Origin of the sequence: Arthrobacter sp. UM1, assembly GCF_020483305.1 — a bacterium.
Classification (GTDB): domain Bacteria; phylum Actinomycetota; class Actinomycetes; order Actinomycetales; family Micrococcaceae; genus Falsarthrobacter.
Genome location: NZ_JACWAB010000008.1, coordinates 70,335 through 90,813, shown reverse-complemented (window position 1 = coordinate 90,813; position 20,479 = coordinate 70,335). Strand labels below are relative to the sequence as shown.

General features: G+C 67.8%; 16 protein-coding genes and 1 tRNA gene. 9 read left to right on the top strand and 8 right to left on the bottom strand.

All coding sequences use genetic code 11. The annotated features are described in order from the left end of the window. The first annotated feature begins 52 nt into the window (after window positions 1-52). From H9I38_RS09560 to H9I38_RS09535, 6 genes are all read left to right on the top strand, one after another. Window positions 53-1,048: a phosphoribosylaminoimidazolesuccinocarboxamide synthase gene (locus H9I38_RS09560; protein ID WP_226338597.1), complete on the top strand. Its 996-nt coding sequence runs from the start codon at window positions 53-55 to the stop codon at window positions 1,046-1,048. A 129-nt stretch (window positions 1,049-1,177) separates the two neighbouring features. Continuing rightward, window positions 1,178-2,203 carry a hypothetical protein gene (locus tag H9I38_RS09555; RefSeq protein WP_226338596.1) on the top strand — a complete coding sequence of 342 codons (1,026 nt, stop codon included), beginning with the start codon at window positions 1,178-1,180 and terminating at the stop codon, window positions 2,201-2,203. 610 nt (window positions 2,204-2,813) lie between these two features. Next, window positions 2,814-3,521 (top strand): hypothetical protein, encoded by a 708-nt coding sequence (locus H9I38_RS09550; RefSeq protein ID WP_226338595.1) that lies wholly within the window; start codon window positions 2,814-2,816, stop codon window positions 3,519-3,521. A gap of 927 nt (window positions 3,522-4,448) precedes the next feature. Continuing rightward, window positions 4,449-4,853 carry a hypothetical protein gene (locus H9I38_RS09545; protein ID WP_226338594.1) on the top strand — a complete coding sequence of 135 codons (405 nt, stop codon included), beginning with the start codon at window positions 4,449-4,451 and terminating at the stop codon, window positions 4,851-4,853. A gap of 362 nt (window positions 4,854-5,215) precedes the next feature. Then, window positions 5,216-6,208, top strand: coding sequence for a hypothetical protein (locus H9I38_RS09540; RefSeq protein ID WP_226338593.1), 993 nt, complete (start codon window positions 5,216-5,218; stop codon window positions 6,206-6,208). A gap of 488 nt (window positions 6,209-6,696) precedes the next feature. Continuing rightward, window positions 6,697-7,560, top strand: a complete 864-nt coding sequence (locus H9I38_RS09535; RefSeq protein ID WP_226338592.1) for a hypothetical protein — start codon at window positions 6,697-6,699, stop codon at window positions 7,558-7,560. A 170-nt stretch (window positions 7,561-7,730) separates the two neighbouring features. On the opposite strand, the gene H9I38_RS09530 is transcribed toward H9I38_RS09535, so the two are convergent. Further along, window positions 7,731-9,008: a DUF805 domain-containing protein gene (locus H9I38_RS09530; RefSeq protein ID WP_226338591.1), complete on the bottom strand. Its 1,278-nt coding sequence runs from the start codon at window positions 9,006-9,008 to the stop codon at window positions 7,731-7,733. A 152-nt stretch (window positions 9,009-9,160) separates the two neighbouring features. On the opposite strand from H9I38_RS09530, the gene H9I38_RS09525 reads away from it, so the two are divergent. Continuing rightward, the gene (locus tag H9I38_RS09525; RefSeq protein ID WP_226338590.1) at window positions 9,161-10,018 is read left to right on the top strand and encodes a hypothetical protein; all 858 of its coding nucleotides are present in this window, start codon (window positions 9,161-9,163) and stop codon (window positions 10,016-10,018) included. A gap of 104 nt (window positions 10,019-10,122) precedes the next feature. Here H9I38_RS09525 and H9I38_RS09520 read toward each other — a convergent pair. The 6 genes from H9I38_RS09520 to H9I38_RS09495 all read right to left on the bottom strand — a co-directional run bounded on the left by H9I38_RS09520 (window position 10,123) and on the right by H9I38_RS09495 (window position 18,782). Next, window positions 10,123-10,199 (bottom strand) — tRNA-Pro (locus tag H9I38_RS09520). Between the two features lie 114 nt (window positions 10,200-10,313). Next, complete coding sequence (locus H9I38_RS09515; protein WP_226338589.1) at window positions 10,314-10,976, bottom strand: hypothetical protein; 663 nt, start codon at window positions 10,974-10,976, stop codon at window positions 10,314-10,316. Window positions 10,977-11,236: 260 nt separating this feature from the next. Next, complete coding sequence (locus H9I38_RS09510) at window positions 11,237-13,027, bottom strand: ABC transporter ATP-binding protein (protein WP_226338588.1); 1,791 nt, start codon at window positions 13,025-13,027, stop codon at window positions 11,237-11,239. Then, on the bottom strand, window positions 13,024-14,901 hold the full coding sequence (locus H9I38_RS09505; RefSeq protein ID WP_226338587.1) for an ABC transporter ATP-binding protein: 1,878 nt from the start codon (window positions 14,899-14,901) through the stop codon (window positions 13,024-13,026). Before H9I38_RS09505 ends, H9I38_RS09510 begins: the two co-directional genes overlap by 4 nt. Before the next feature lie 624 nt (window positions 14,902-15,525). Next, a complete protein-coding gene (locus H9I38_RS09500) occupies window positions 15,526-16,596 on the bottom strand; it encodes a metallophosphoesterase (RefSeq protein WP_226338586.1) in 1,071 nt (356 codons plus the stop codon). Between the two features lie 2 nt (window positions 16,597-16,598). Then, entirely contained in the window at window positions 16,599-18,782 is a 2,184-nt protein-coding gene (locus H9I38_RS09495) for a transglycosylase domain-containing protein (protein ID WP_226338585.1), read from the bottom strand. A 37-nt stretch (window positions 18,783-18,819) separates the two neighbouring features. On the opposite strand from H9I38_RS09495, the gene H9I38_RS09490 reads away from it, so the two are divergent. Further along, a complete protein-coding gene (locus H9I38_RS09490) occupies window positions 18,820-18,975 on the top strand; it encodes a DUF4177 domain-containing protein (RefSeq protein ID WP_226338584.1) in 156 nt (51 codons plus the stop codon). Window positions 18,976-19,014: 39 nt separating this feature from the next. After that, a complete protein-coding gene (locus tag H9I38_RS09485; protein ID WP_226338583.1) occupies window positions 19,015-19,482 on the top strand; it encodes a RidA family protein in 468 nt (155 codons plus the stop codon). 140 nt (window positions 19,483-19,622) lie between these two features. Here the strand turns inward: H9I38_RS09485 and H9I38_RS09480 are convergent, their stop codons facing one another. Next, a complete protein-coding gene (locus H9I38_RS09480; protein WP_226338582.1) occupies window positions 19,623-20,300 on the bottom strand; it encodes a Crp/Fnr family transcriptional regulator in 678 nt (225 codons plus the stop codon). Between the last annotated feature and the right edge of the window lie 179 nt (window positions 20,301-20,479).

The window sequence follows — 20,479 nt, the reverse complement described above, 5'->3', positions numbered from 1 at the left end:
CCGCGAGGCCCTGAGGAACGACGACGTCGAGGCAGACATGGAGGAGACGCCGATGAGCGCAGCGGAAGACCAGTCCCAGCGGGGCCTGAAGGTGACCGCCCCGGAGCTGCCGGGATGGCGGCACGTGTACTCGGGCAAGGTGCGGGACCTCTACGAGCCGGAGGACGCGTCCGTCACGGACCGGGTGCTCGTGGTGGCCTCGGACCGCATCTCCGCCTATGACCACGTCCTGACGAGCGAGATCCCGGACAAGGGCGCGGTGCTCACGGCGCTCAGCCTCTGGTGGTTCGAGCGCCTCGCGGAGCCCTCCGAGGGCCGCCGCCCGGTCCGCGGGCACGTCATCTCCACGGACGTCCCGGAGGCCGTGGCCGGCCGGGCGATGGTCTGCCGGAAGCTGGACATGTTCCCGGTGGAGTGCATCGCGCGCGGCTACCTGACCGGCTCGGGCCTTGCGGAGTACCGCGAGTCCGGCACCGTGACGGGCATCCCGCTGCCGGACGGGCTCGTGGACGGCTCCCGCCTGGACGAGCCGATCTACACGCCGAGCGCCAAAGCCGAGGTGGGGGAGCACGACGAGAACATCACCTTCGCCGAGACCGAGCGCCGCATCGGCGCGGAGAACGCCGCCGCCCTGCGGGACCTGACGCTGGACGTCTACGCGCGGGCGGAGGAGATCGCGCGGGAGCGGGGCATCATCCTCGCGGACACCAAGGTGGAGTTCGGCGTGGACCCGGCCTCGGGCGAGATCACCCTGGGGGACGAGGTCCTCACCCCGGACTCCTCGCGCTTCTGGGACGTGGAGGACTACGAGCCGGGGCGGGCGCAGCCGAGCTTCGACAAGCAGTTCGTCCGCGACTGGCTCACCGGCCCGGACTCCGGCTGGGACAAGGCCTCCGGCGAGGAGCCGCCCGCGCTGCCCGAGGAGATCGTGGTGAAGACCCGCGCCCGCTACATCGAGGCCTACGAGCGCCTCACGGGCCGCCGCTTCGAGTCACCGCGGCGGGAGGCGCAGCGGGGGGCCCAGCGGCCAGCGCAGCCGGGTCTATAGCACACCGGCTGCGGGCGTAGGAGTCCGTAACAAAGCTTCATCTTCTTGGCGGAATAAAAAACCACCGTGTACCTTGCTGTCTCGTCCTGATGACACCCGTCATCTCGCACGAGTCGAAAGATCACCCCCGTGACCCCCACCCCCTCCCAGGGAGCAGTGCGCTCCGAAACCGGCAGGATCTTGCCGAACACCTCTTCTGTCTCCACGTCCCGCCGGCGCGTTGCCGCGGCGGCGGTGTGGTCCGTCCCGGCCGTCATGGCGACGACGGCGGCCCCGGCCTCGGCCGCCTCAACGCCGCCCTGCAATCAGTCCGCGATCACGCGGCCGCGTCCCTACCGGGTCTCCAAGCCGAAGGGCGCGGAGCCCGTGGTGCCCACGCTGCGCCCGCAGCCGCGCGGCTGCACGGACAGCAACAACCGTCCTGACGCGACCTGCCGCACCTGGCGCACCGAGCGCCGGAACCGCGATGCCCTGGCGCAGCAGCGCGCCGAGTACCTGAAGCAGATGCAGGCCTACCAGGCCTACAAGGCGGACGACGCCGCCTGGGATGCCGAGAACCCCGGCTGCAAGAACGTGGTGACGCGCTCCGACAAGCCGGTGGCCTCGCCCTCGCCGAAGCCGACCCAGCCGACACGGCCGACCCAGCCGGTGCAGCCCACGCCGGAAGCGTGCACGCCGTGGAACCGCTGGTCGGTCCACTACACGGACATCATCCAGGGCGGCATCGACGGCTGGGCAGGCGTCACCGTCTCGCTCAACGTGGAGGTGCGGGAGAACACGCAGCCCGTCGGCGGCTGCGCAGCCCCGGTGGAGAACACCAGCTACGTGAGCAACTTCGAGGTGCTGCGCGCCAAGGGCGGTCAGAACCAGATCCGCAAGGTGCGCCAGATGAGCATCAACGCCCCGCGGGCCAACTACCTCAAGGAGCGCCTCGTCAAGGAGCCGAAGACGGGGGAAGCCTTCAAGCCGGGCGACGTCGTCTGGCACTGGCAGTTCGAGCTCAACCCTGCGGCGCTCTACCGGCAGCTCAGGAATCACAAGGCGCTCATCACCCTGCACGCCCGCGACGGCGGCGCGGGTGACCGCATCAACAACCAGCTTCGGATCGACGGCTCCGTGGTCACCTTCCAGAACAAGGGGGACACCTACTTCTGATCCCTGGCCGAACGCGGCTCTCCTCGCTGAGGCTCGCAGGCGCCCCGGAGGCTTGTGCCTCTGGGGCGCCTGCCTGCGGGGCGGTCGGTGGACGGGCGAGGTGCAGTGACGGGTGGTTCCAGCCGGAGGGGCTCCGGCAAGGGGCTGCCGGTTTGTGCGGATCGCGGCTGACCGGCGCACATGCGCACTGAACTCATCGCGAGGTTGATCAATGAAGGGTGTCTCAGCATTCACCTGGAGAAGTCACGGATACCTACCTTGATGAGTCGACGGGTGGCATCCGGCCGCCGTCATGAGCAGAAGGATCACCCCCGTGACCCATACCCCCAATCCATCCCCGGCACCAGGGGCGGAGCGTTCCGCCAGGCTCCTCACGAGTCGCCGCGTGGCTGTCTCTGCCGCGTGGGCTGCGCCCGCCGTCGCGTTCTCGACGGCGGCGCCGGCCTCGGCGGCATCACACCAGCCCCCGAAGCAGGTCTGTGACCCGAACAGTTTCACGCGTCCACGGCCTCGCCCGGTCCAGGAGCCCGAGGGCAGTCAGCCGCGGGTGACAACCGTTCCGGGGGAGCGGCCTGCGAACTGCCCGGACGTGCCGACCGGTAGCTCGAGCGTGGCATGTCAGACGTGGCGCAAGAACACTGAACAGCGCAAAGCCGAGGAGGCGGCCAAGGCTGCCTGGGATGCGCAGTCCAACGCGTACCTCGCGTACAAGGAAGACGACAACAGGTGGCTGAAGGAGAACCCGGGCTGCATCGACGTCGTGACGCCGAAGGAGCCTCCGGTCCAGCCCCAGCCGAGCCCAGAGCCGACCACTGAGACCCAGCCGGCGGTGTGCAGGCCGTGGAAGAAGTGGGAGATCAAGTACCTCGATGATGTCTCTCGAAGAGGTCGCATCGGGTTTGCCTCCCGCATGAGGATCCGTATCTGGGCTGAGCAGAACAGCCACCCGGGTGCCGGATACTGCTCGACCCCGGAAGAGAACAGCACGGAAGACCTGCTCCTCGAAATCGTTCGCGAAACAGGCAACCCTACGCATATCCGGGGTCAACGTCTCAGGAATTACCGTGCTGGAGTGTTCGTGGAGGAGGTGCTCTCCGCGGCCGCCCACCCCCTGGACCCTCCTCTGACCAAGGGGACCGTCAGCCATAGCTGGAGGATCCGGGTCAACGTTCCCGAGCTGGCGAAAGCGAGAACTCCTTTCAAGGACAGCGGCACCCACCTGGACGTCGAGGGAAAAGCGGCAGGCGGCAAGATCACCAACTGGCTGCGTCTGAACGGACAACGGCTTGTGTCAACGGATGGGGACCCGCTCTACTGACTTGCTGATTGAAAACGTCTTGCTCGCGTTGAACCGGAGCGCCCCGCAGGCTGCAGCCTGCGGGGCGCTTGTATGCATGGGGTCCGGTGGATGGACGGGGGATTGTGGGGTGACTGATTGAGCCAACTGGACGTTGTCCGGCAAGGGGCTGCCGGTTTGCGCGCGTCGCGTCCGATCGGCTCCGCGGGGGCGTGGTGCTCGCTGGGCCATTGAGATGTGAAGGCTGCCTCTCAGCCCATCAGGGGAATGAACGGATGCGTACCTTGATGAGTCGACGGCTGGCACCCGGCCGCCGTCCTGAGAAGAAGGATCACCCCCGTGACCTATACCCGCAATCCATCCCCGGCACCAGGAACGGAGCGCTCCTCCATGCCTCTCACGAGCCGCCGCGTGGCGGTCTCTGCCGCGTGGGCCGTGCCGGTTGTCGCAATGTCGACGGCTGCGCCTGCTTCCGCGGCGTCGAACCAGCCTCCTAAGCAGGTCTGCGACCCGAACAACCTCACACGTCCGCGGCCGTACCTGGTCAAAGAGCCCAGCGGCCCACAGCCGCGCGTGACAACTTTTCCGAGGAGGCGGCCTGTCAGTTGTCCGAGGGTGCCAACCGGCCGGTCTAGCGAGGATTGTCAAGCCTGGCGAAGGGAGACGGCGCAGCGGAAAGCCGAGGAGGAGGCTAAGGCTGCGTGGGATGCGCAGTCGGACGCCTATCTTGCCTACAAGCAGGATGACAAGAAGTGGAGGACTGAGAACCCGGGCTGCAGCAAGGTCGTGCTGCCGCAGGAAGCACCGGCGGCCCCCAAGCCTAAGCCGGCGCCCCAGCCAACGCAGCCCACGGAGACCCAGCCGGCCGTGTGCAAGCCGTGGAAGAAGTGGGATCTCCAGTACCTTCACGATGCCTCTCGTGAAGGTCTCCCCGGTCGCCTCTCCCACATGAGGTTCTATGTCAAGGCTGCGCCGAACAGTCACCCGGGTGCTGGGTATTGCTCGACCCCCGAAGACAACAGCACGGACTATCTGCTGGTGGAAGTCATCCGCGAAACGGGCGACCCGTCGAGTTCGCGAGGCCAAGGTCTGAAGCAGTTCCGCGATGGGCTGTTCTTCGTAGAGACGCTCTCTACGCCCACCTTCCCCGAGAAGCGTCCCCTGACCAAGGGGACCGTCAGCCATAGCTGGAGGGTTCGGATCAACGTTCCTGAATTGGCGAAGACGAGAACTGCGTCCGGGAGCGGCGCCGTGCTGGGCGTCTATGGAAAGGCGGCAGGCGGCAACATCACCAACTGGGTGCGTCTGAACGGACACCGGCTCGTTTCAAAGGGCGGACACTCCATCTACTGACCAGCGAGTCGAAGTCGTCTAGATCGCGACATTCGGGAGCGCCCCGTGGGCTGTCTCCGCGGGGGCCCCTGCTGGGGCGAGAGCCGGTCTTGCGATGCGGACGGCGCTTCGTTGCCGATTAACGCTGTTTGCAAGCCTGCTCGGCGCGGCATGGCTAGGGAGGGGCCGTTGAGACTGTCGTCGGGCGGTGAGGGCTCCTGACCATGGTCACGAGTTTGCATAGCGATCGTGTACTTTAATTCGTCGAGACGCGGCGTTGTGCCGCTGTCCTGAGAAGAAGGGTCACCCCCGTGACACATACCCCCAATCCATCCCCGGCAACAGGGACGGAGCGCTCCTCCATGCCCCTCACGAGTCGCCGCGTGGCTGTGTCTGCCGCGTGGGCTGTGCCGGTCGTCGCGCTGTCGACGGCTGCGCCGGCTTCGGCGGCGTCGGTCGGCAAGTGCGACCCATCGAAGCTCACCCGCCCTCGGCCTGCTCGGGTGAAGAAGGCTGCAGATGTCCTTCCGGCGGCGCCTGCGAAGCCGGCCAACCCAGAGAAATGCCAGGAGTACAGGCCGAACCGTGAAAAGACGTCGTGTGTCACATGGCGCAAGAACGTCTGGGATCCGTACCAGGAGAAGCTGGCCAAGTGGAATGCCCAGAAGAAGAAGGCGGATCAGGCGTACGCGGCGTACAAGGCCGACGACGCCGCTTGGGACAAGGAGAACCCCGGTTGCAACAAGGTGGTTCCGCGGTCGAGTGCCGCTCCCAAGCCCACGCCGACGCCGACGACAAAGCCGACTACTAAGCCGACCGCGCAGCCCACCCAGCCCACGCAGCCGACTCGGCCGACGCGGCCACGGCCGGATGCCGAGAGCTGCACGCCGTGGAACCGCTGGACCTCGGTGTTCGACAATGTTCGCCGATTCGGCACCGTGGCTTATCCGGGAACCCATGTTGCCTTCCATCTGGCGGTCTCGGAGAACAAGCGGCCGAACGGCGGGTGCCCAGAAGCACAAGACGAGCACGCGGAACAGACGATGACCGTTGAGGTCCTGCGTTCCCGTGGCGGAGGGCCGCGAAATCAGTGGACTTGGAGGCAGCAAGAGCTGCATACCACCCGGCCGAATTACACCAAGCGGTTGGAGATCTACAAGCCGCAAGAGGGAAAGATCTACCAGCGTGGAGAGGTCACCTACATGTGGGAGATCCGCTTCAAGCCGCGCGACGTCTTCAGCCTCAACCAGCACTACACCTACTTCACTGTTACAGGCAGGAGGTCGGGCAGCGGTGATGAGATCGCGAACAATATCCGTCTGAACGGAAAGTTCATCGATTCGTGGGTCAACCACCCGGGCAACAACGAATGGTGATCCAGCGCTGTTGACGCCAGTGGCGCCCCGCAGGCCATCGCCTGCGGGGCGCTCCCGCTTTCGAGGGGGAGAGGTGTCTGTCTCGCTCTGTGAGCGGTGTTTCGTTGCCGGTACGGGCCGTCCCTGAATGTGATTGACACGACATGACGGGGAAGTGAGCTGTTGAGACCGGTGCTGGGTGAGGCGGGAAGGGAATTGCGCCGCAAAGTTTACATAGCGAGCGTGTACTTTAATTCCTCGACATGCGGCGCTGGGCCGCTGTCCTGAGAAGAAGGGTCACCCCCGTGACACATACCCCTGAATCGTCCCCGCCCCATCGGGCGGGAGGCACGTCCCTGCCTACGACCAGCCGCCGCGTGGCGGTTTCTGCCGCGTGGGCCGTGCCGGTGGTCGCGTTGTCGACGGCTGCGCCGGCGTCGGCGGCCTCGCAACCCTCATCCAAGCCGGCGTGCAATACGTCGAAGATCACCCGTCCCCGGCCTGCGCGGGTGAAGAAGGCGGCAGATGTCCTTCCGGCGGCGCCTGCGAAGCCGCGCAACCCAGAGAAATGCCAGGAGTACACGCCGAACCGTGAAAAGCCGTCCTGTGTGACATGGCGCAAGAACGTCTGGGACCCGTACCAGGAGAAGCTGGCCAAGTGGAATGCCCAGAAGAAGAAGGCAGACCAGGCATACGCGGCGTACAAGGCCGACGACGCCGCCTGGGACAAAGAGAACCCCGGTTGCAACAAGGTGGTTCCGCGGCCGGCAACCGCTCCAGAGAAGCCCAGGGCTGTTCCTGAGAACAGGACGCCTCAGCCCACGCAGCCGACCCGGCCTGTTCAGCCCACACAGCCGACCAGCCCGACGCGCACGCGGGGCCAGTGCACGCCGTGGAACAAGTGGAATCTCTTCACGGACAACTTCAGGTCTTTCGGAGATCCCGGAAACATGGGCTCGCACGCTGCCTTCCACATCGCCGTCAAGAAGAACGAGCGGCCCCAGGGTGGATGCAATGAGCCGGTGGACAACCACACCGAGGTCATCCGTGTCGAGATTCTGCGGGCCAAAGGGGGTGGCCGCCCTGGAGTTCGGGACATCACCTACGACAGGGCGAACCGGGAGCTCTCGAGTCCGGTTCTTGTCTACGAACCGGACAGGAACCGGATCTATAACGAGGGCGACGTGACCTGGATCTGGGATGTCATCGTTCACCCCAAGGAGATCTTTGACACCTGGGGCATCCACAAGTACACGAACATCAACTTCCGAGGGATGTCAGTGGACAGGGGCATCACGAACAGGATCCGAGTCAACGGGTACGTTCCGGAGAAGTGGAATACGATCATTCCGCGCAAAACCAACACCTTCTAGGAAAGGATCGGTTTCCTGCGCAACAGGGGCGGCGCCCCGCAGATCATCGTCTGCGGGGCGCCGCTCCTGTCTGTGTGCCGGATCAGTCCTCTAACTTGACGGGCGCCTCAGCGGGTGAGGCCACGTCAAGGTGACGGTACTGAACTGCCCGGGCTGGAATCTCCAGGCTTCTACTGCCCGCTGTTGTTCGGGCGGTCCTGACCCGAGTCAGGTCGTTGACCGGGACCCTGCTGGGGCCACTCGCCGTTGCCGTGCCACTGACCGTGACCCTGCTCAGGGTTCTGCCACTGGCCCTGCCCCTGGCCGGGGTTCTGCCACTCGCTGTTCCCCTGACCGGAGTTCTGCCAGCTGTTCTGCTCGTGCCCGGTGTTCTGCCACTGGTTGGAGCGGTCCCACTGGCTGGAGTCCTGCCACTGCTGCGGCTGCTGACCCTGCTGGAAGGCCTGGCCCTGGCTGTGCTGGCCGACCTGGGCCTCCGCGGGAAGCGGTCCCGGAACCGGGGGAGAGGGAAGGCGGCCGCTGCCCATGAGGTCGAACCGTGCGCCCTCCGGCTTGGAGTCAGAGGCCAGCCAGACGATGAGCAGAATCGAGAATCCCAGAAGGAGCAGCCCGATCAGGATGATTCCGAGCATCTGACCGCCGATGTTGGGCGTTCCCGTGGTTCCGACTGCCTTCACCAGCTCGGCGAACATCGAGAAGATGAGGATCATCGTGAGGATGTTGGCGATGACACTGCCGATGATGAAGCCGAAGTACCACCACGCGGACCGGTTGACGTCATGCAGACGGCGCACCGAGATGCCGAGAAGGCCGATGCCCAGGGCCAGCTGGATGAGATAGCCGATGATGGTTCCGGGGTTGAACATGAGCTGAGTCAGCCGCTGCATCGCCTCGGCGTCCGACATGCTGCTGCTGCTCGAGGTGCTCGCCCCCAGGCTTGCGGACGTGATCATCTGCGTGATCATCGAGATGGCGAAGTACGCGAGGGCCCAGGTCAGGATGATCCACCAGTACTCGGACCGGGAGGCCCGTCCGCGGAAGACGAAGAGGTTGCTCCACCACAACTTGATCGCGCTGCCCCAGTCTGCGTGAGGCCGCTTCCAGGGCTCGCGGAACGCCACGGGTCCTCCGTAGCCCTGCTGCTGCGGCGAGGCGCCCTGGTACGGGTACGGCTGCATCTGCCCGAACTGCTGGCCCTGGGGATAGGGCTGCCCCTGCGGGTACGGCTGGTTCTGCGGGGATGACTGCCCCTGCGGGTACGGAGTCTGCTGCTGGCCCCAATTCGGCTGCTGCCCGTACTCCGGTGCGTGTCCGTACGCGTCTCCCTGACCCCGGTTCCAGGACTGCTGCCCCTGAGGCTGGCCCCAGCTCTGCTGCTCCTGGTGCTCCGGCTGCCGTCCGTCCGGGCCTGACTGGCCTGGCACGCTGCCCCCACTCGCGTGGCTCATGTGCTTCTCCTTCTGAGTGATGACTCTCTTCTCACGATGCTATCGGCCCGACGTGCTATTGACCCCTGGATTCAGTCACACCTTGGTATCAAAAGCGGGGAATTGTGCCCTTTCCGCTCGCGCAGACCGCGATTGAGTGCCATGCTCGCAGTATGGCTCCACTGAAGACCCGTCCGCGCCTGGGGTTCCAGGCCCTCTCCGCCGCCGCCGTCCTGGCCCTGTCCCTCACGGGCTGCGGGCTCAAGACCGACAACGGCCAGGCGCAGAGCAGCTCTGACCCCTCGGCGTCCACCTCGGGCGATGCGGCGGGCTCGTCTGCGGCGCCGTCGTCGTCGCCCTCCAGCAGCGCGCCGTCCTCGAAGCCGAGCGCTTCGCCGAAGCCGACCGCTCGCGAGACCACCGCGCCGCCGGCGCCCTCGGCACCGAAGCCCAACCAGCCGAAGCCGGACGCCAACGGCATGATCCGGTACGTGTCCGAGGATCGGGCGTTCGCGTTCTCCTACCCCGCGGGATGGACGGTGGAGGAGAAGAGTGCGGCGCTGACGCTCGTGCGGGATGAGAACGGCGAGGTCCAGGCCGCCCTCACCGCCAAGCCGATGGGGCAGGACAGCATCCAGGTGCCGCGCCACCAGACCCTGGCCGCCCAGCGGACGCCGGGCGCGCAGGCCGGGGCAGGCCTCGGCGTCAGCGGCGTGGGCGTGGCGAGCGGCGTGCACCAGGGCAAGAAGCCGGGCACGGCGGTGTTCGCCATGGGGCTGCTCGCCCCGCAGGACCCCGCCTCCCTGGTGCAGTTCCCCACGCAGTTCGCGCTGACGCAGGAGAAGGCGCTGTTCGGGTTCCAGGGGGAGCACGACGTCACGATCACGGGGAAGCTGACGGAGCAGAAGGCCGCGGCGATCGCGCAGGAGTATCGCGCGACCCCGCAGTTCGCCCAGCTGCAGCAGATGATGCTCAGCCTCACCGTGGACCGGGACGCGCTGCACAAGCGGCTCGCGGGGCTGAAGCAGTAGCCTCGGGTCCCGGCGAGCGAACCGTTGTGGCCGGAGCAGGCACGAGCGGTTTGTGGCCGGGACAAGCAGAAGGGCCGCAGACGATGTCTGCGGCCCTTCTGTGATGGTCGGGGTGACAGGATTTGAACCTGCGACCTCCTCGTCCCGAACGAGGCGCGCTACCAAGCTGCGCCACACCCCGAGGTCTGTTGGCTCCACGAGTCAGGCTCAGCAAAACCAACTTCTCTAGCTTACGGCGCACGGCGGGGGATTGCAAAATCGGGCGGGCGGCGACGAGGGCCCTCACGCGGTTGGGCTAGAGGCCGCGCGCGGTGCGCTCTCGCATGAGAGCGGGCACGCTGTTCTGGCCCGAAACCCACTCGCGGACGGCCGGCTCGATGAATCCGAGGAGGCGATGGGCGTCCTGCATGCGTTGCGAGAGGTTGGCGCGCAGCAGGGGCTCCATGTGAGAGACACGGTTGCGGAGCTCGTGAAGCCTGGTGACGATGCTGTAAACGGCCTTGCCGCCGTCCTCGGGCCCCTCGGGGAAGGCGTGCTTCAGCGCCTGATCCCAGAGGAACTGGCGGCCGACGTTGGCGGGGGCTTCCGGTGCGGAATTCTGAGCGTGATTGGGGAGAAGGTCTTTCCAAAGGCCGAACATGGTCTGGGCCAAGACATCATCGTGCGTCGGAGGGGCGCCGTCTAGATTGGCGGCAGCCTTCTTGGCGTTCTCCGCATGCCGGAAAGCTCGATCTGCTTTGTCTTTCACAAGGCCCATGAGCGGGGGTTCCATGGGGCGAGCGAGGAGCCAGCCTGGGTCGCCACGGCGCTGAGCATGCCAGTCTCGCAGCTCTCGGTCCATTGCATTGCGCAAGACGACTTCAAGCACGCTCAATTGAGCGTAGACCGCTTCGGAGGCGCGAATATTCCACTGGTAGAGCCAGAGGGCTTCTTTGCGGTTTCCTTGGGCACGGTCCATATAGGGTTTGATCCGCGGGGTGCTCAGCGCTGTCAGGACAGATTGTCTGTGAAGTTCGGTTCGCCGAGCCACAAAGCCTCCCCGTTGCCTTGCATCCGCTCACTGATGAGCGTACACTTTTCTGTACAAAGGTGAGGACAAGGATATCTCATCGTACCAAGAAGGGCATCTGCGAGACTCAACGCGCTCGGAGGTGCCCTTCGCCTTGCCCGGCGTGCTCAGTCTTGTCCAGGCGTGTTCAGCCGGGCCTGGCCCCCCCCTCACGCCAGGGACTTCTGCCACGCCGCGTCCAGCTGGGCGAACTCTCCGCCCTGCCGCACGAGCTCCGCAGGCGAGCCGTCCTCCGCCACGCGCCCGTCCCGGATGACGAGCACCCGGTCCGCGATGGCCACCGTGGAGAGGCGGTGCGCGATGATGAGCGCAGTCCGCTCGCCGAGCAGGGTGGCCAGGCCCTCCTGGACCAGCCGCTCGCTCGGGATGTCGAGGGAGCTCGTGGCCTCGTCCAGGATGAGCACGGCCGGGTCCGCGATGAACGCGCGGGCGAACGAGATGAGCTGCCGCTGCCCCGCGGAGACGCGCCCGCCGCGCTTGTTCACGTCCGTGTCATACCCGTCCGGCAGCCTCGAGATGAACTCGTGCGCGCCCACGGCCCGGGCCGCGGCCTCGATCTCCTCGGGCGAGGCCCCAGGCTTGCCGAGCGCGATGTTCTCCGCCACCGAGCCGGAGAACAGATAGGACTCCTGCGTCACCATGACCACGCGGCGGCGCAGGTCCTCGTCCCGCATGTCCCGCAGATCCACGCCGTCGAGCCGTACGGCGCCGCCGGTGACGTCGTAGAACCGGCTGATGAGCTTGGCCAGCGTGGACTTGCCTGCGCCGGTCTGCCCGACCACGGCCACGGTCTGCCCCGCGGGAATCCGCAGGTCCAGGTGCTCCATGACGGGCTTCTCGGGGGAGTAGCCGAAGGAGGCGTCCTCGAACACCACCTCGCCCGCCGGCTCGGGGAGGGGAGCGGGGCGCTCGGGGTCGGTGACGGTCTCCGGCTCCTCGAGGAGGCCGGAGACCTTCTCCAGCGCGGCCTGCGCGGACTGGAGCGAGGAGAGGTACATGAGCATGACCTGGACGGGCGCGAAGATGCGGCGCGTGGCCAGCGTGACGGCGGCGAGCGCGCCCACCGTGAGCGAGCCCTCGATGACCCGGACGCCGCCCCACGCGAGCACGCCCACCATGCAGAGGTTGCCGAGCGTCACGATGGAGGGCTGGAGGACGCCGAAGAGGCCGATCGACCCCATCGTGGCCTTCTGATAGTCCGCCGCCACGGCCGAGTACGCCGCGTCATTCGCCGGCTCCTTGCGGAAGGACTGGACCGCGCGGATGCCGGTGAACGTCTCCACGAACTTCACGATGAGCCGGGCCGAGTGCGTCCGCGTGGCCCGGAACGCCGCCTCCGAGCGGCGGAGGTACCAGCGCAGCAGGAGCGCCACGCCCACGCCGCACACCAGCACCACGAGCATGGACGGCGGGTCCAGGACCAGCACGAGCCCCAGCGTGAACACGAGATAGAGGAACGTGGCGATCACGTCCGAGGCGCCGCCGTCCAGGAACTCCTGGATCGAGTCCATGTCCGAGGTCTGCCGCGCGATGGCCCGCCCGGAGGTGTACGTCTCATGGAAGCCCATCGGCAGGCGCTGGACCTTGCGGAACAGCCGCTCCCGCACCTCCATGAGGAAGGACTGGGACAGCTTGGCCGTCAGCCACGTGGACAGCCAGAACATGAGGCCCATGACGGCGCACGAGACCGCGAACACGATCCCGATCACCCACAGCGGCTGCGCGTCCCCGCGGCGCATCGCAGGCAGGCCCACGTCCAGCCCCTTCGCGAGGAACAGCGGCGTCAGCGCCTCGAGCAGCGCCGCGATGACGGAGGTCACCGCCGCCGCGGTGAGCAACGGCCAGCGGGGCTTGAGCGTCCGGCCCAGCAGGCGGTAGGCGCGGGCGCGGGACTCCCGGGCCTCCTCCGGCGTGAGCTCGCTCGTCTCTGCGCGGGTCATCGGCCCTCCCGTCCGTGCTGCTCGGCGTCGCGGCAGGCGTCGTCGTCGAGCACGTCCTCCAGGGTGTCCTGGGAGTCGAGGCTCGCGATGACGTGCCGGTAGTGCTCGTTGGACTCCAGGAGCTCGTGGTGGGGCCCGACGGCGGTCACCGTCCCGTCCTCCAGCAGCGCGACCCGGTCCGCCAGCGCCACGGTGGACGGGCGGTGGGCCACGATCAGCGTGGTGGTGTCCGCGAGCACCCGGCCGAGGCCCTCGATGACGCGCTCCTCGGTGCTGACGTCGAGCGCGGAGAGCGGGTCGTCCAGCAGCATGATGCGAGGTTTGGCCGCTACCACCCGGGCCAGCGCGAGCCGCTGCCGCTGCCCGCCCGAGAGGCTGAGCCCCTCCTCTCCGATCTGCGTCTGCGCGCCCTCGGGGAGCCGCTCCACGAAGTGCGCCTGGGCTACCTCGAGCGCCTCCTCCAGCGCGGCCCTGCGCGCCTGCGGGTCCTGGTCCCGGACGCCGAGCAGGACGTTGTTCTCCACGGTGTCGGAGAAGAGCGTGGCGTCCTCGAACGCGACGGCGATGCGCGTGCGCAGGTCATCCGTGTCCAGCTCGCGGACGTCGGCGCCGTCGACGAGGACCCGGCCCTCCCCTGCCTCGTACAGGCGCGGTATGAGGTTGAGGAGCGTGGACTTGCCGGAGCCGGTCTCGCCCACGAGGGCCATGGTCTCGCCGGGGCGGAGGCTGAGGCTCACCCCCGTGAGCAGGGGCTCCGAGTCCGGCTTGGCGTCGGGGTAGCGGAAGCCGACGTCGTGCAGTTCGAGCCGGCCCTCCGAGGCGGGACGGGCCGGGGACTCGGGGGAGCGGATGTCCCGCTCCACGCCCATGATCTCGATGTGGCGCTGCAGGGCCGCCTTGGTGGAGACGAACATGCCGATGAGCTGGCCCATGTCCTGAAGCGGGTTGGTGAGCACGGCGGCGGTGGCGAAGTAGGCCACGAGCGTGCCCGGCGTCATCTGGTCCCGGGCCACGAGCACGATCCCGCCGATGAGCGCCGCCGCCATGGTCAGCGCCGGAACGGCCGTGATGAGGCCGATGAACCAGCCCAGCGTGGACGCCTTGTAGAGCTCCGCCTTCCGGAGGCCGGCGAGCTGCTGGACGAGCTGGCGGGCCGTGAAGTCCGCGCGGCCGAAGGCCTTGAGGACGCGGATGCCCTGAACCGACTCCTCCACCGTGGTGGCGAGGTCCCCCTGGAGGTCCATGACCCGGCGGGAAGCCCGGTTGAAGCGGGTGCGGAAGGCGAAGGACGCGAGCGCCATCGGCACCACGATCACGGCGTAGAGCAGGAAGAACCGCCAGTCCAGGAGGTACATCATGACGAGGCCCACCGCGATGAGAATGGCGCTCGAGACCGTCATGACGCCGCCGAACGCGAGGTATCGCCGGACGAGGCTGAGATCCGACATGGAGCGGGAGAGCAGCTGGCCGCTGGACCACGCATCGTGGAAACCGGCGGGAAGACGCTGGAGGCGGGCGTAGAGGTCCTCCCGCATGGCCCGCTCGATGGCCACGGCCGGCTTGATGGTGAACTGGCGGCGGGCCAGGTACATGGCGCCCTCGATGAGGCCGAGGAGGGTCATGAGGCCGACCCCGACGAGCAGGACGGAGACGGAGGGATGCGAGCCGAGGTCGTCGATGACGCGGCGGAGGACCTGGGGGATGAGCAGCGCGGCGATGCCGGCCAGGGCGGCGCTGGCCGCTCCGAGGGCAAGCCGGCCCGCCGTGGGCCGGACGTAGGCCCGCCACAGGTACGGGACCGGCTTCCCCTCCTCCGGGCGCGGCAGAGCCTCAGCCCGTGCGGCCAGGGGTTCGGGGGACGCCTGAGTCTTCATCAGGTCTTTCACTTTACCGGCGGGGAGGGTGCTTGGGTAGGAGTGGTTGGGAGAAATCTATGGGTTGTGGGGGGGGGTGGTGGGGTTTGGCCTTGGGAGGGCCCGTCTGGTTCGGGTGGGGCCTGCGGGAGGGCTTATCCGGTACGGGCGGGGCCGTGGGGTGGCTGATGTGACTCGGACTGGGGCTTCGGTGTGGGCTTGTGTGCCCTCGGACGTGCCCTCAGAGGCTTGTGCACCCGGATCGTTCGGTTTTCGGGGCTTGAACCGAACGATCCGGGTGTTCAAGGCGGAGAACGGGCCTGAACGGGTCTGGGCTGGCCTGTCTCCTGGGCCCGGTCCTGGGCTACCCGCCCTCGCATGCCCTCGTGCGCGGTTGCGCTTGGGATCCGCCGGGCCTCACCCGGAGGTTCAAGAGGTCTCAGCGGCTTGTGCACCCGGTTCTTTTCCTTGCGCACCCGGTAGGACGAGTTGTGCACCCTCTGGTGTCAGGATTCGCGGCAAATCCTGACACCAGAGGGTGCATAAGGAATGGGGGTGTGGGGAGGAGTGGCTTGGCGGAGAGATGGACTCGGTCAGGCCGGGGCGGCGGTTCGGCCAGGCCGTGAGCGGAGGCCGCGGGCGCAGTCAGGCGCGCGGGACCAGGTCCAGGACCACAGCTTCCGGGCGGCAGAAGAGGCGGACCGGGGCGAACCGGGACTGGCCCAGGCCGGCGGACACGTTGAGCGGGATCCGGCGGACGGGCTGGGAGGGGGTGGCGCGGCCGGCGTCGTCGTGCTCAGGGGCGGAAGCGGTGGGCGCTGAAACGGGAGAGGCTGCGGCGCCGGGGGCGGGGGAGACAGGCGCAGCGGTTGGAGAGACCGGTGGGTTCGAGGAAGCGGCGGAGGCGGGGGAGGCGGTCACGGCGGGCCCGGCCGGGGGCCACTGGCTGAGGCCGCGGGCGAGCTGGGGCGGGAGGTCGCAGTTGGAGACGAGGGCGCGTCCGCCCGGCAGGCAGACCTGGCCGCCGTGGGTGTGGCCGGCGATGAGGAGGTCGGCCCCGGCGAGGGCGAGCCGGTCCAGCACCCGGACGTAGGGCGCGTGGAGGACGCCGATGCGGACCTGGGCCTCCGGATCCCCGAAGCCCTGGACGTCCTCGAGGCCGAGGTGAGGGTCGTCGACGCCGGAGAACTCGACGCGGGTGCCCTTGAGCGTGACCGAGGCGCGGCGGTTGGTCAGCGAGTCCCAGCCGAGCATCCGGAACGCGGAGAAGAGCTCGCGCCACGGCAGCTCCGCCTCCCGCTCCCTGGGCGCCTTGGACGGACCGCGGAGGTAGCGGAAGGGGTTCTTGAGCTTGGGCGGGTAGTAGTCGTTGGACCCCGGCACGTAGAAGCCGCCCACGCGCGGCAGCTCGGCCAGCGCGCGGACGAGCGGGGGAACCGCGCCCATGTGGGAGAGGTTGTCCCCGGTGTTGAGGATGAGGTCCGGCTCAAGGCGGCCCAGGGCGGCGAGCCACGCGGCCTTGGAATCCTGGCCGGGGACGAAGTGGATGTCCGAGAGCTGCAGGATGCGGATGGGCTCCGCGCCCTCCGGCAGGACGGGGACGGTCTCGGTGCGGACGGTGAAGCGACGGGTCTCGACGACGGCGGCGGCGAAGACCGCGGCCCCCGCCGCAACCGCGGAGAGCGCGGTCAGGGCGAGGGCCTTGGGAGCGGTCACCGTCACTGGATCTGGTTCCGGGCCAGGGTGGGCCAGCGCGGATCGTTGACCATGTTGGCGGGCGGGTTCGGGAAGTCCCCGTGCGGGTAGAGCGGCGAGGCCTGCTTCATGAACGCCTGCCACGTGGTGCCCGCGAGGCCCGAGCCGTCCAGCTCCGGATCCGTGCGGCCGTTGATGCTCTTGTCCGCGATGGAGGTCGAGGACTCCTTGTAGTTGCCGAGCCAGACGGCGGTGGTGAGGCCCGTGGTCGAGCCGATGAACCAGGTCTGGGACCGGAAGTCATTGGTACCGGTCTTGCCCGCGCTCGGCACGTCCAGCTGCTTGCCGCGGCCGGAGCCGTTCTTCATGACCTGCTGCTGGGCGTAGAGCGTGCCGTGGGCCAGATCCGCCGGGATGACCTGCTCGCACTTCTTGGACGGGACGGGGTATTTCTTGCCCGAGGGGTCCGTGATCGAGTCGAACACCAGGTTCTGGCAGAGCTTGCCGTTGTTGTTCCAGGTGGCGTAGGCGTTGGCCATCGTGATCGGCGCGATGTTGTCCGTGCCGAGGAGGGCCGAGGGCTGCTCGCTGAGGGCATCGCGGTTCTGGTCCGTGCTGTCCCCCTTGTGGATGCCCATCTTGCGCGCCGTGGCCTGGATCTTGCAGAGGTCCACCTTGGCGGCGGTGGCGAACGTGATGGTGTTGAGCGAGCGGGCGAGGCCGTAGAGGGCCGAGAAGCTGCCGTAGTTCTCGTTGCCGTAGTTCTGCGGCGACCACTGGTCCAGGATGGTGTACTTCCCGTTGGCGAAGCAGGAGCCGCCGAAGGACTGGTCTCCCACGCCGTAGGTCTTGCGGGAGCCGTCCACGATCTCGTTCATCGAGTGGCCCTCGGCGAGCCACTCCGTGAAGGTGAAGGGCTTGTACGTGGAGCCGGGCTGGAAGCCGCCGGCGCCGCCGCCCGGGCTGGCCGGGTCTCCGTTGATGTTGGAGTCCACGTTGAAGTTGAGGTCCGTGGAGGTGGGGTCATCCTGCGCCCCGCCGAAGTTGGTGTTCTGCGCCATGGCGAGCACGCGGCCCGTGCCCGGCTGCACCGAGACGAGCGAGTGGCCCACGTCCGGGTCCGTCCGCTTGACGTCCGCCGTGCCGTTGATGGCGTTCTGGGCCTGGCCCTGGAGGCGGGAGTCCAGCGTGGTCTTGATGGTCAGGCCGCCGCGGTCCAGGAGCTTCTTGCGCTCGGCCACGGTCTTGCCGTAGGCGGGGTCCGCGAGGAACTGGTACGTGACCCACTGGCAGAAGTACGGGGCCATCTTGGAGCCGTAGCAGCCCTGGGAGCGCGGCGTCACCTTGAGCTCGATGGGCGCCTTCACGGCCTCGTTGTACTGCGCCTGGGTGATGCGCTTGGTCTCCAGCATGCGGTGCAGCACGATGTCCCGGCGCTTCTTGGAGGCCTTCGGGTGGGCGATCGGGTCATACACGGACGGGCCGTTGACGATGCCCGCGAGCAGTGCGCCCTCCTGGACGTTGAGGTCCTTGGCGGGCTTGCCGAAGAAGTACTGGCTCGCGGCCTCCACGCCGTACGCGCGGCCGTTGAACTGGACCACGTTGAGGTAGCCCTCGAGGATCTGGTCCTTGCTCATCTTCTTCTCCACGGAGACGGCGTAGCGGACCTCCTGGAGCTTGTCGAGGATGGTCTTGGAGCCGTTGAACGTGGGCGTCTCGCCGTTGGAGATGCGGATGTCGTTGAGCACGTTGGTCACGTACTGCTGCGTCAGCGTCGAGGCGCCGCGGGACGTTCCGCTCGTGGAGTTGGAGAAGAGGGCCGCCGCGATGCCCTTGGGGTCCACGCCGCCGTGGTGGTAGAAGCGGTCATCCTCAATGGCCAGCAGGGCGTTGGTCATGTTGGGGCTGATCTGGTTCAGCTTCACCGGAACGCGGTTCTCCGAGTACATCTCGGCGATCAGCTTGCCGTCACTCGACTCGATGCGGGAGGCCTGGGAGAGCTTCTGCGGGGAGAACTCCGCCGGAAGGTCGTCGAAGAACTGGATGGACCGGCTCGCGCCTGTGCCGGCCGCCGCGACCAGGGGGACGAGGAGGCCCGCGGTGAGGACGCCGCAGACCACGCTCACGAGGAGGAACGAGAAGAACTTCCCGAGCGTGGTGGCCGTGTTGAGGAGAGGACTCTTCGTGCCCCGGTTCGCTGAAGCCATAGGCACAAGTCTACAAGCGCGACTACGCTGAAGGACTATGACCACCTGGGAATATCTGACCGCACCGCTGCTCATCCACACCACCAAGCAGATCCTGGACAACTTCGGCTCTGAGGGGTGGGAGCTCGTCGCCGTCGTCCCCGGCCCGGACGGCAAGGGGCTCGTGGCCTATTTCAAGCGCCCCAAGCAGTAGCCGCCCCGCCCCCGCACCCCCTGATCCAAGGAGAAAACAGTGCCCTCAGCCTCCGTTGAACAGAAGCTCTCCGAGCTCGGCTACACCCTTCCCGAGGTCTCCGCGCCGGTGGCCAGCTACGTCCCGGCCGTGATCTCCGGCACCCATGTCTACACGGCGGGCCAGTTGCCGTTCGTGGACGGCTCGCTCGAGGCCACCGGCAAGGTCGGCGCCGAGGTGGACCAGGAGACCGCTGCGAAGCTCGCTGCCACGTGCGCGCTCAACGCCCTCGCCGCGGTCAAGTCCGTCATCGGCGATCTGGACCGCATCAAGCGCGTCGTCAAGGTCGTGGGCTTCGTGGCCTCCGACGTCTCCTTCACGATGCAGCCGCACGTGGTCAACGGCGCCAGCAACCTCCTGGGCGAGGTCCTGGGCGACCGCGGCGTGCACGCCCGCAGCGCCGTCGGCGTCGCCGTCCTCCCGCTCGACGCGCCGGTCGAGGTGGAGCTCGTCGTCGAGTTCGAGTAGCGGCGAGCCCGAGTCTCGGGGCGGCGACGCGCCCCGGGGATCGCCCCGAGACAGAGGAAGGGCCCAGGCTGGTGACCAGCCGGGGCCCTTCCTCTGTCTGTGCCGGCCGAGCGCGGGCTCGGCGGGTCAGCCCGCGTGCGTCAGCGCGAGCGGCCGCGCAGGCGGTTGAGGTCCAGGATGACGACGGCGCGCGCCTCGAGCCGCAGCCAGCCGCGCTGGACGAACTCGGCGAGGGCCTTGTTCACCGTCTCGCGGGAGGCGCCGACGAGCTGCGCGAGCTCCTCCTGCGTGAGCTCGTGCGGGACGAGGATGCCGTCCGGGGCCGGGCGGCCGAAGCGGTCCGCGAGGTCCAGGAGCGCCTTGGCCACGCGGCCGGGGACGTCCGAGAAGACGAGGTCCGCGAGGGACTCGTTGGTGCGGCGCAGGCGGCGGGCGAGCGCCTGGAGCAGCTGCATGGAGACCTCGGGGCGGGTCTGGAGGACGTCCCGGAGGTTCGAGTGCTTGAGCCCCACGAGGCGCGTCTCGGAGACGGCCGTGGCGGTGGCCGTGCGGGGGCTCGGGTCGAAGAGGGCCATCTCGCCGAAGAGCTCGCCCGGGCCGAGGACGGCGAGCAGGTTCTCGCGGCCGTCCGGCGCCTTGCGGCCGAGCTTCACCTTGCCGGAGACGATGAAGTAGAGCTCCTCGCCCTGATCCCCTTCCTTGAAGAGGGAGGAGCCGCGGCTCAGGTTGACCTCTGCGAGCTCCTTGGTGAGCAGGTGGAATGCGTCGTCACCGAGGGACGCGAAGAGCGGAGCGCGGCGCAGGACCTCGAGTTCCATGACTTCTCCTTGAAGGGATGGCTGGCTTCATGGCCGGTCGGGGGCTCGGGCTCTCACAGAGGGCCCGCCAGCGCGGCGGCCACGCGGATCAATTCCTTTTCATTCTGCCTGATTCCGCGGGCGAGTTGAACCCGTCACACACGGGGGTGAAGGTTTTTTCCTGCCTTCGTTCAGCGAAC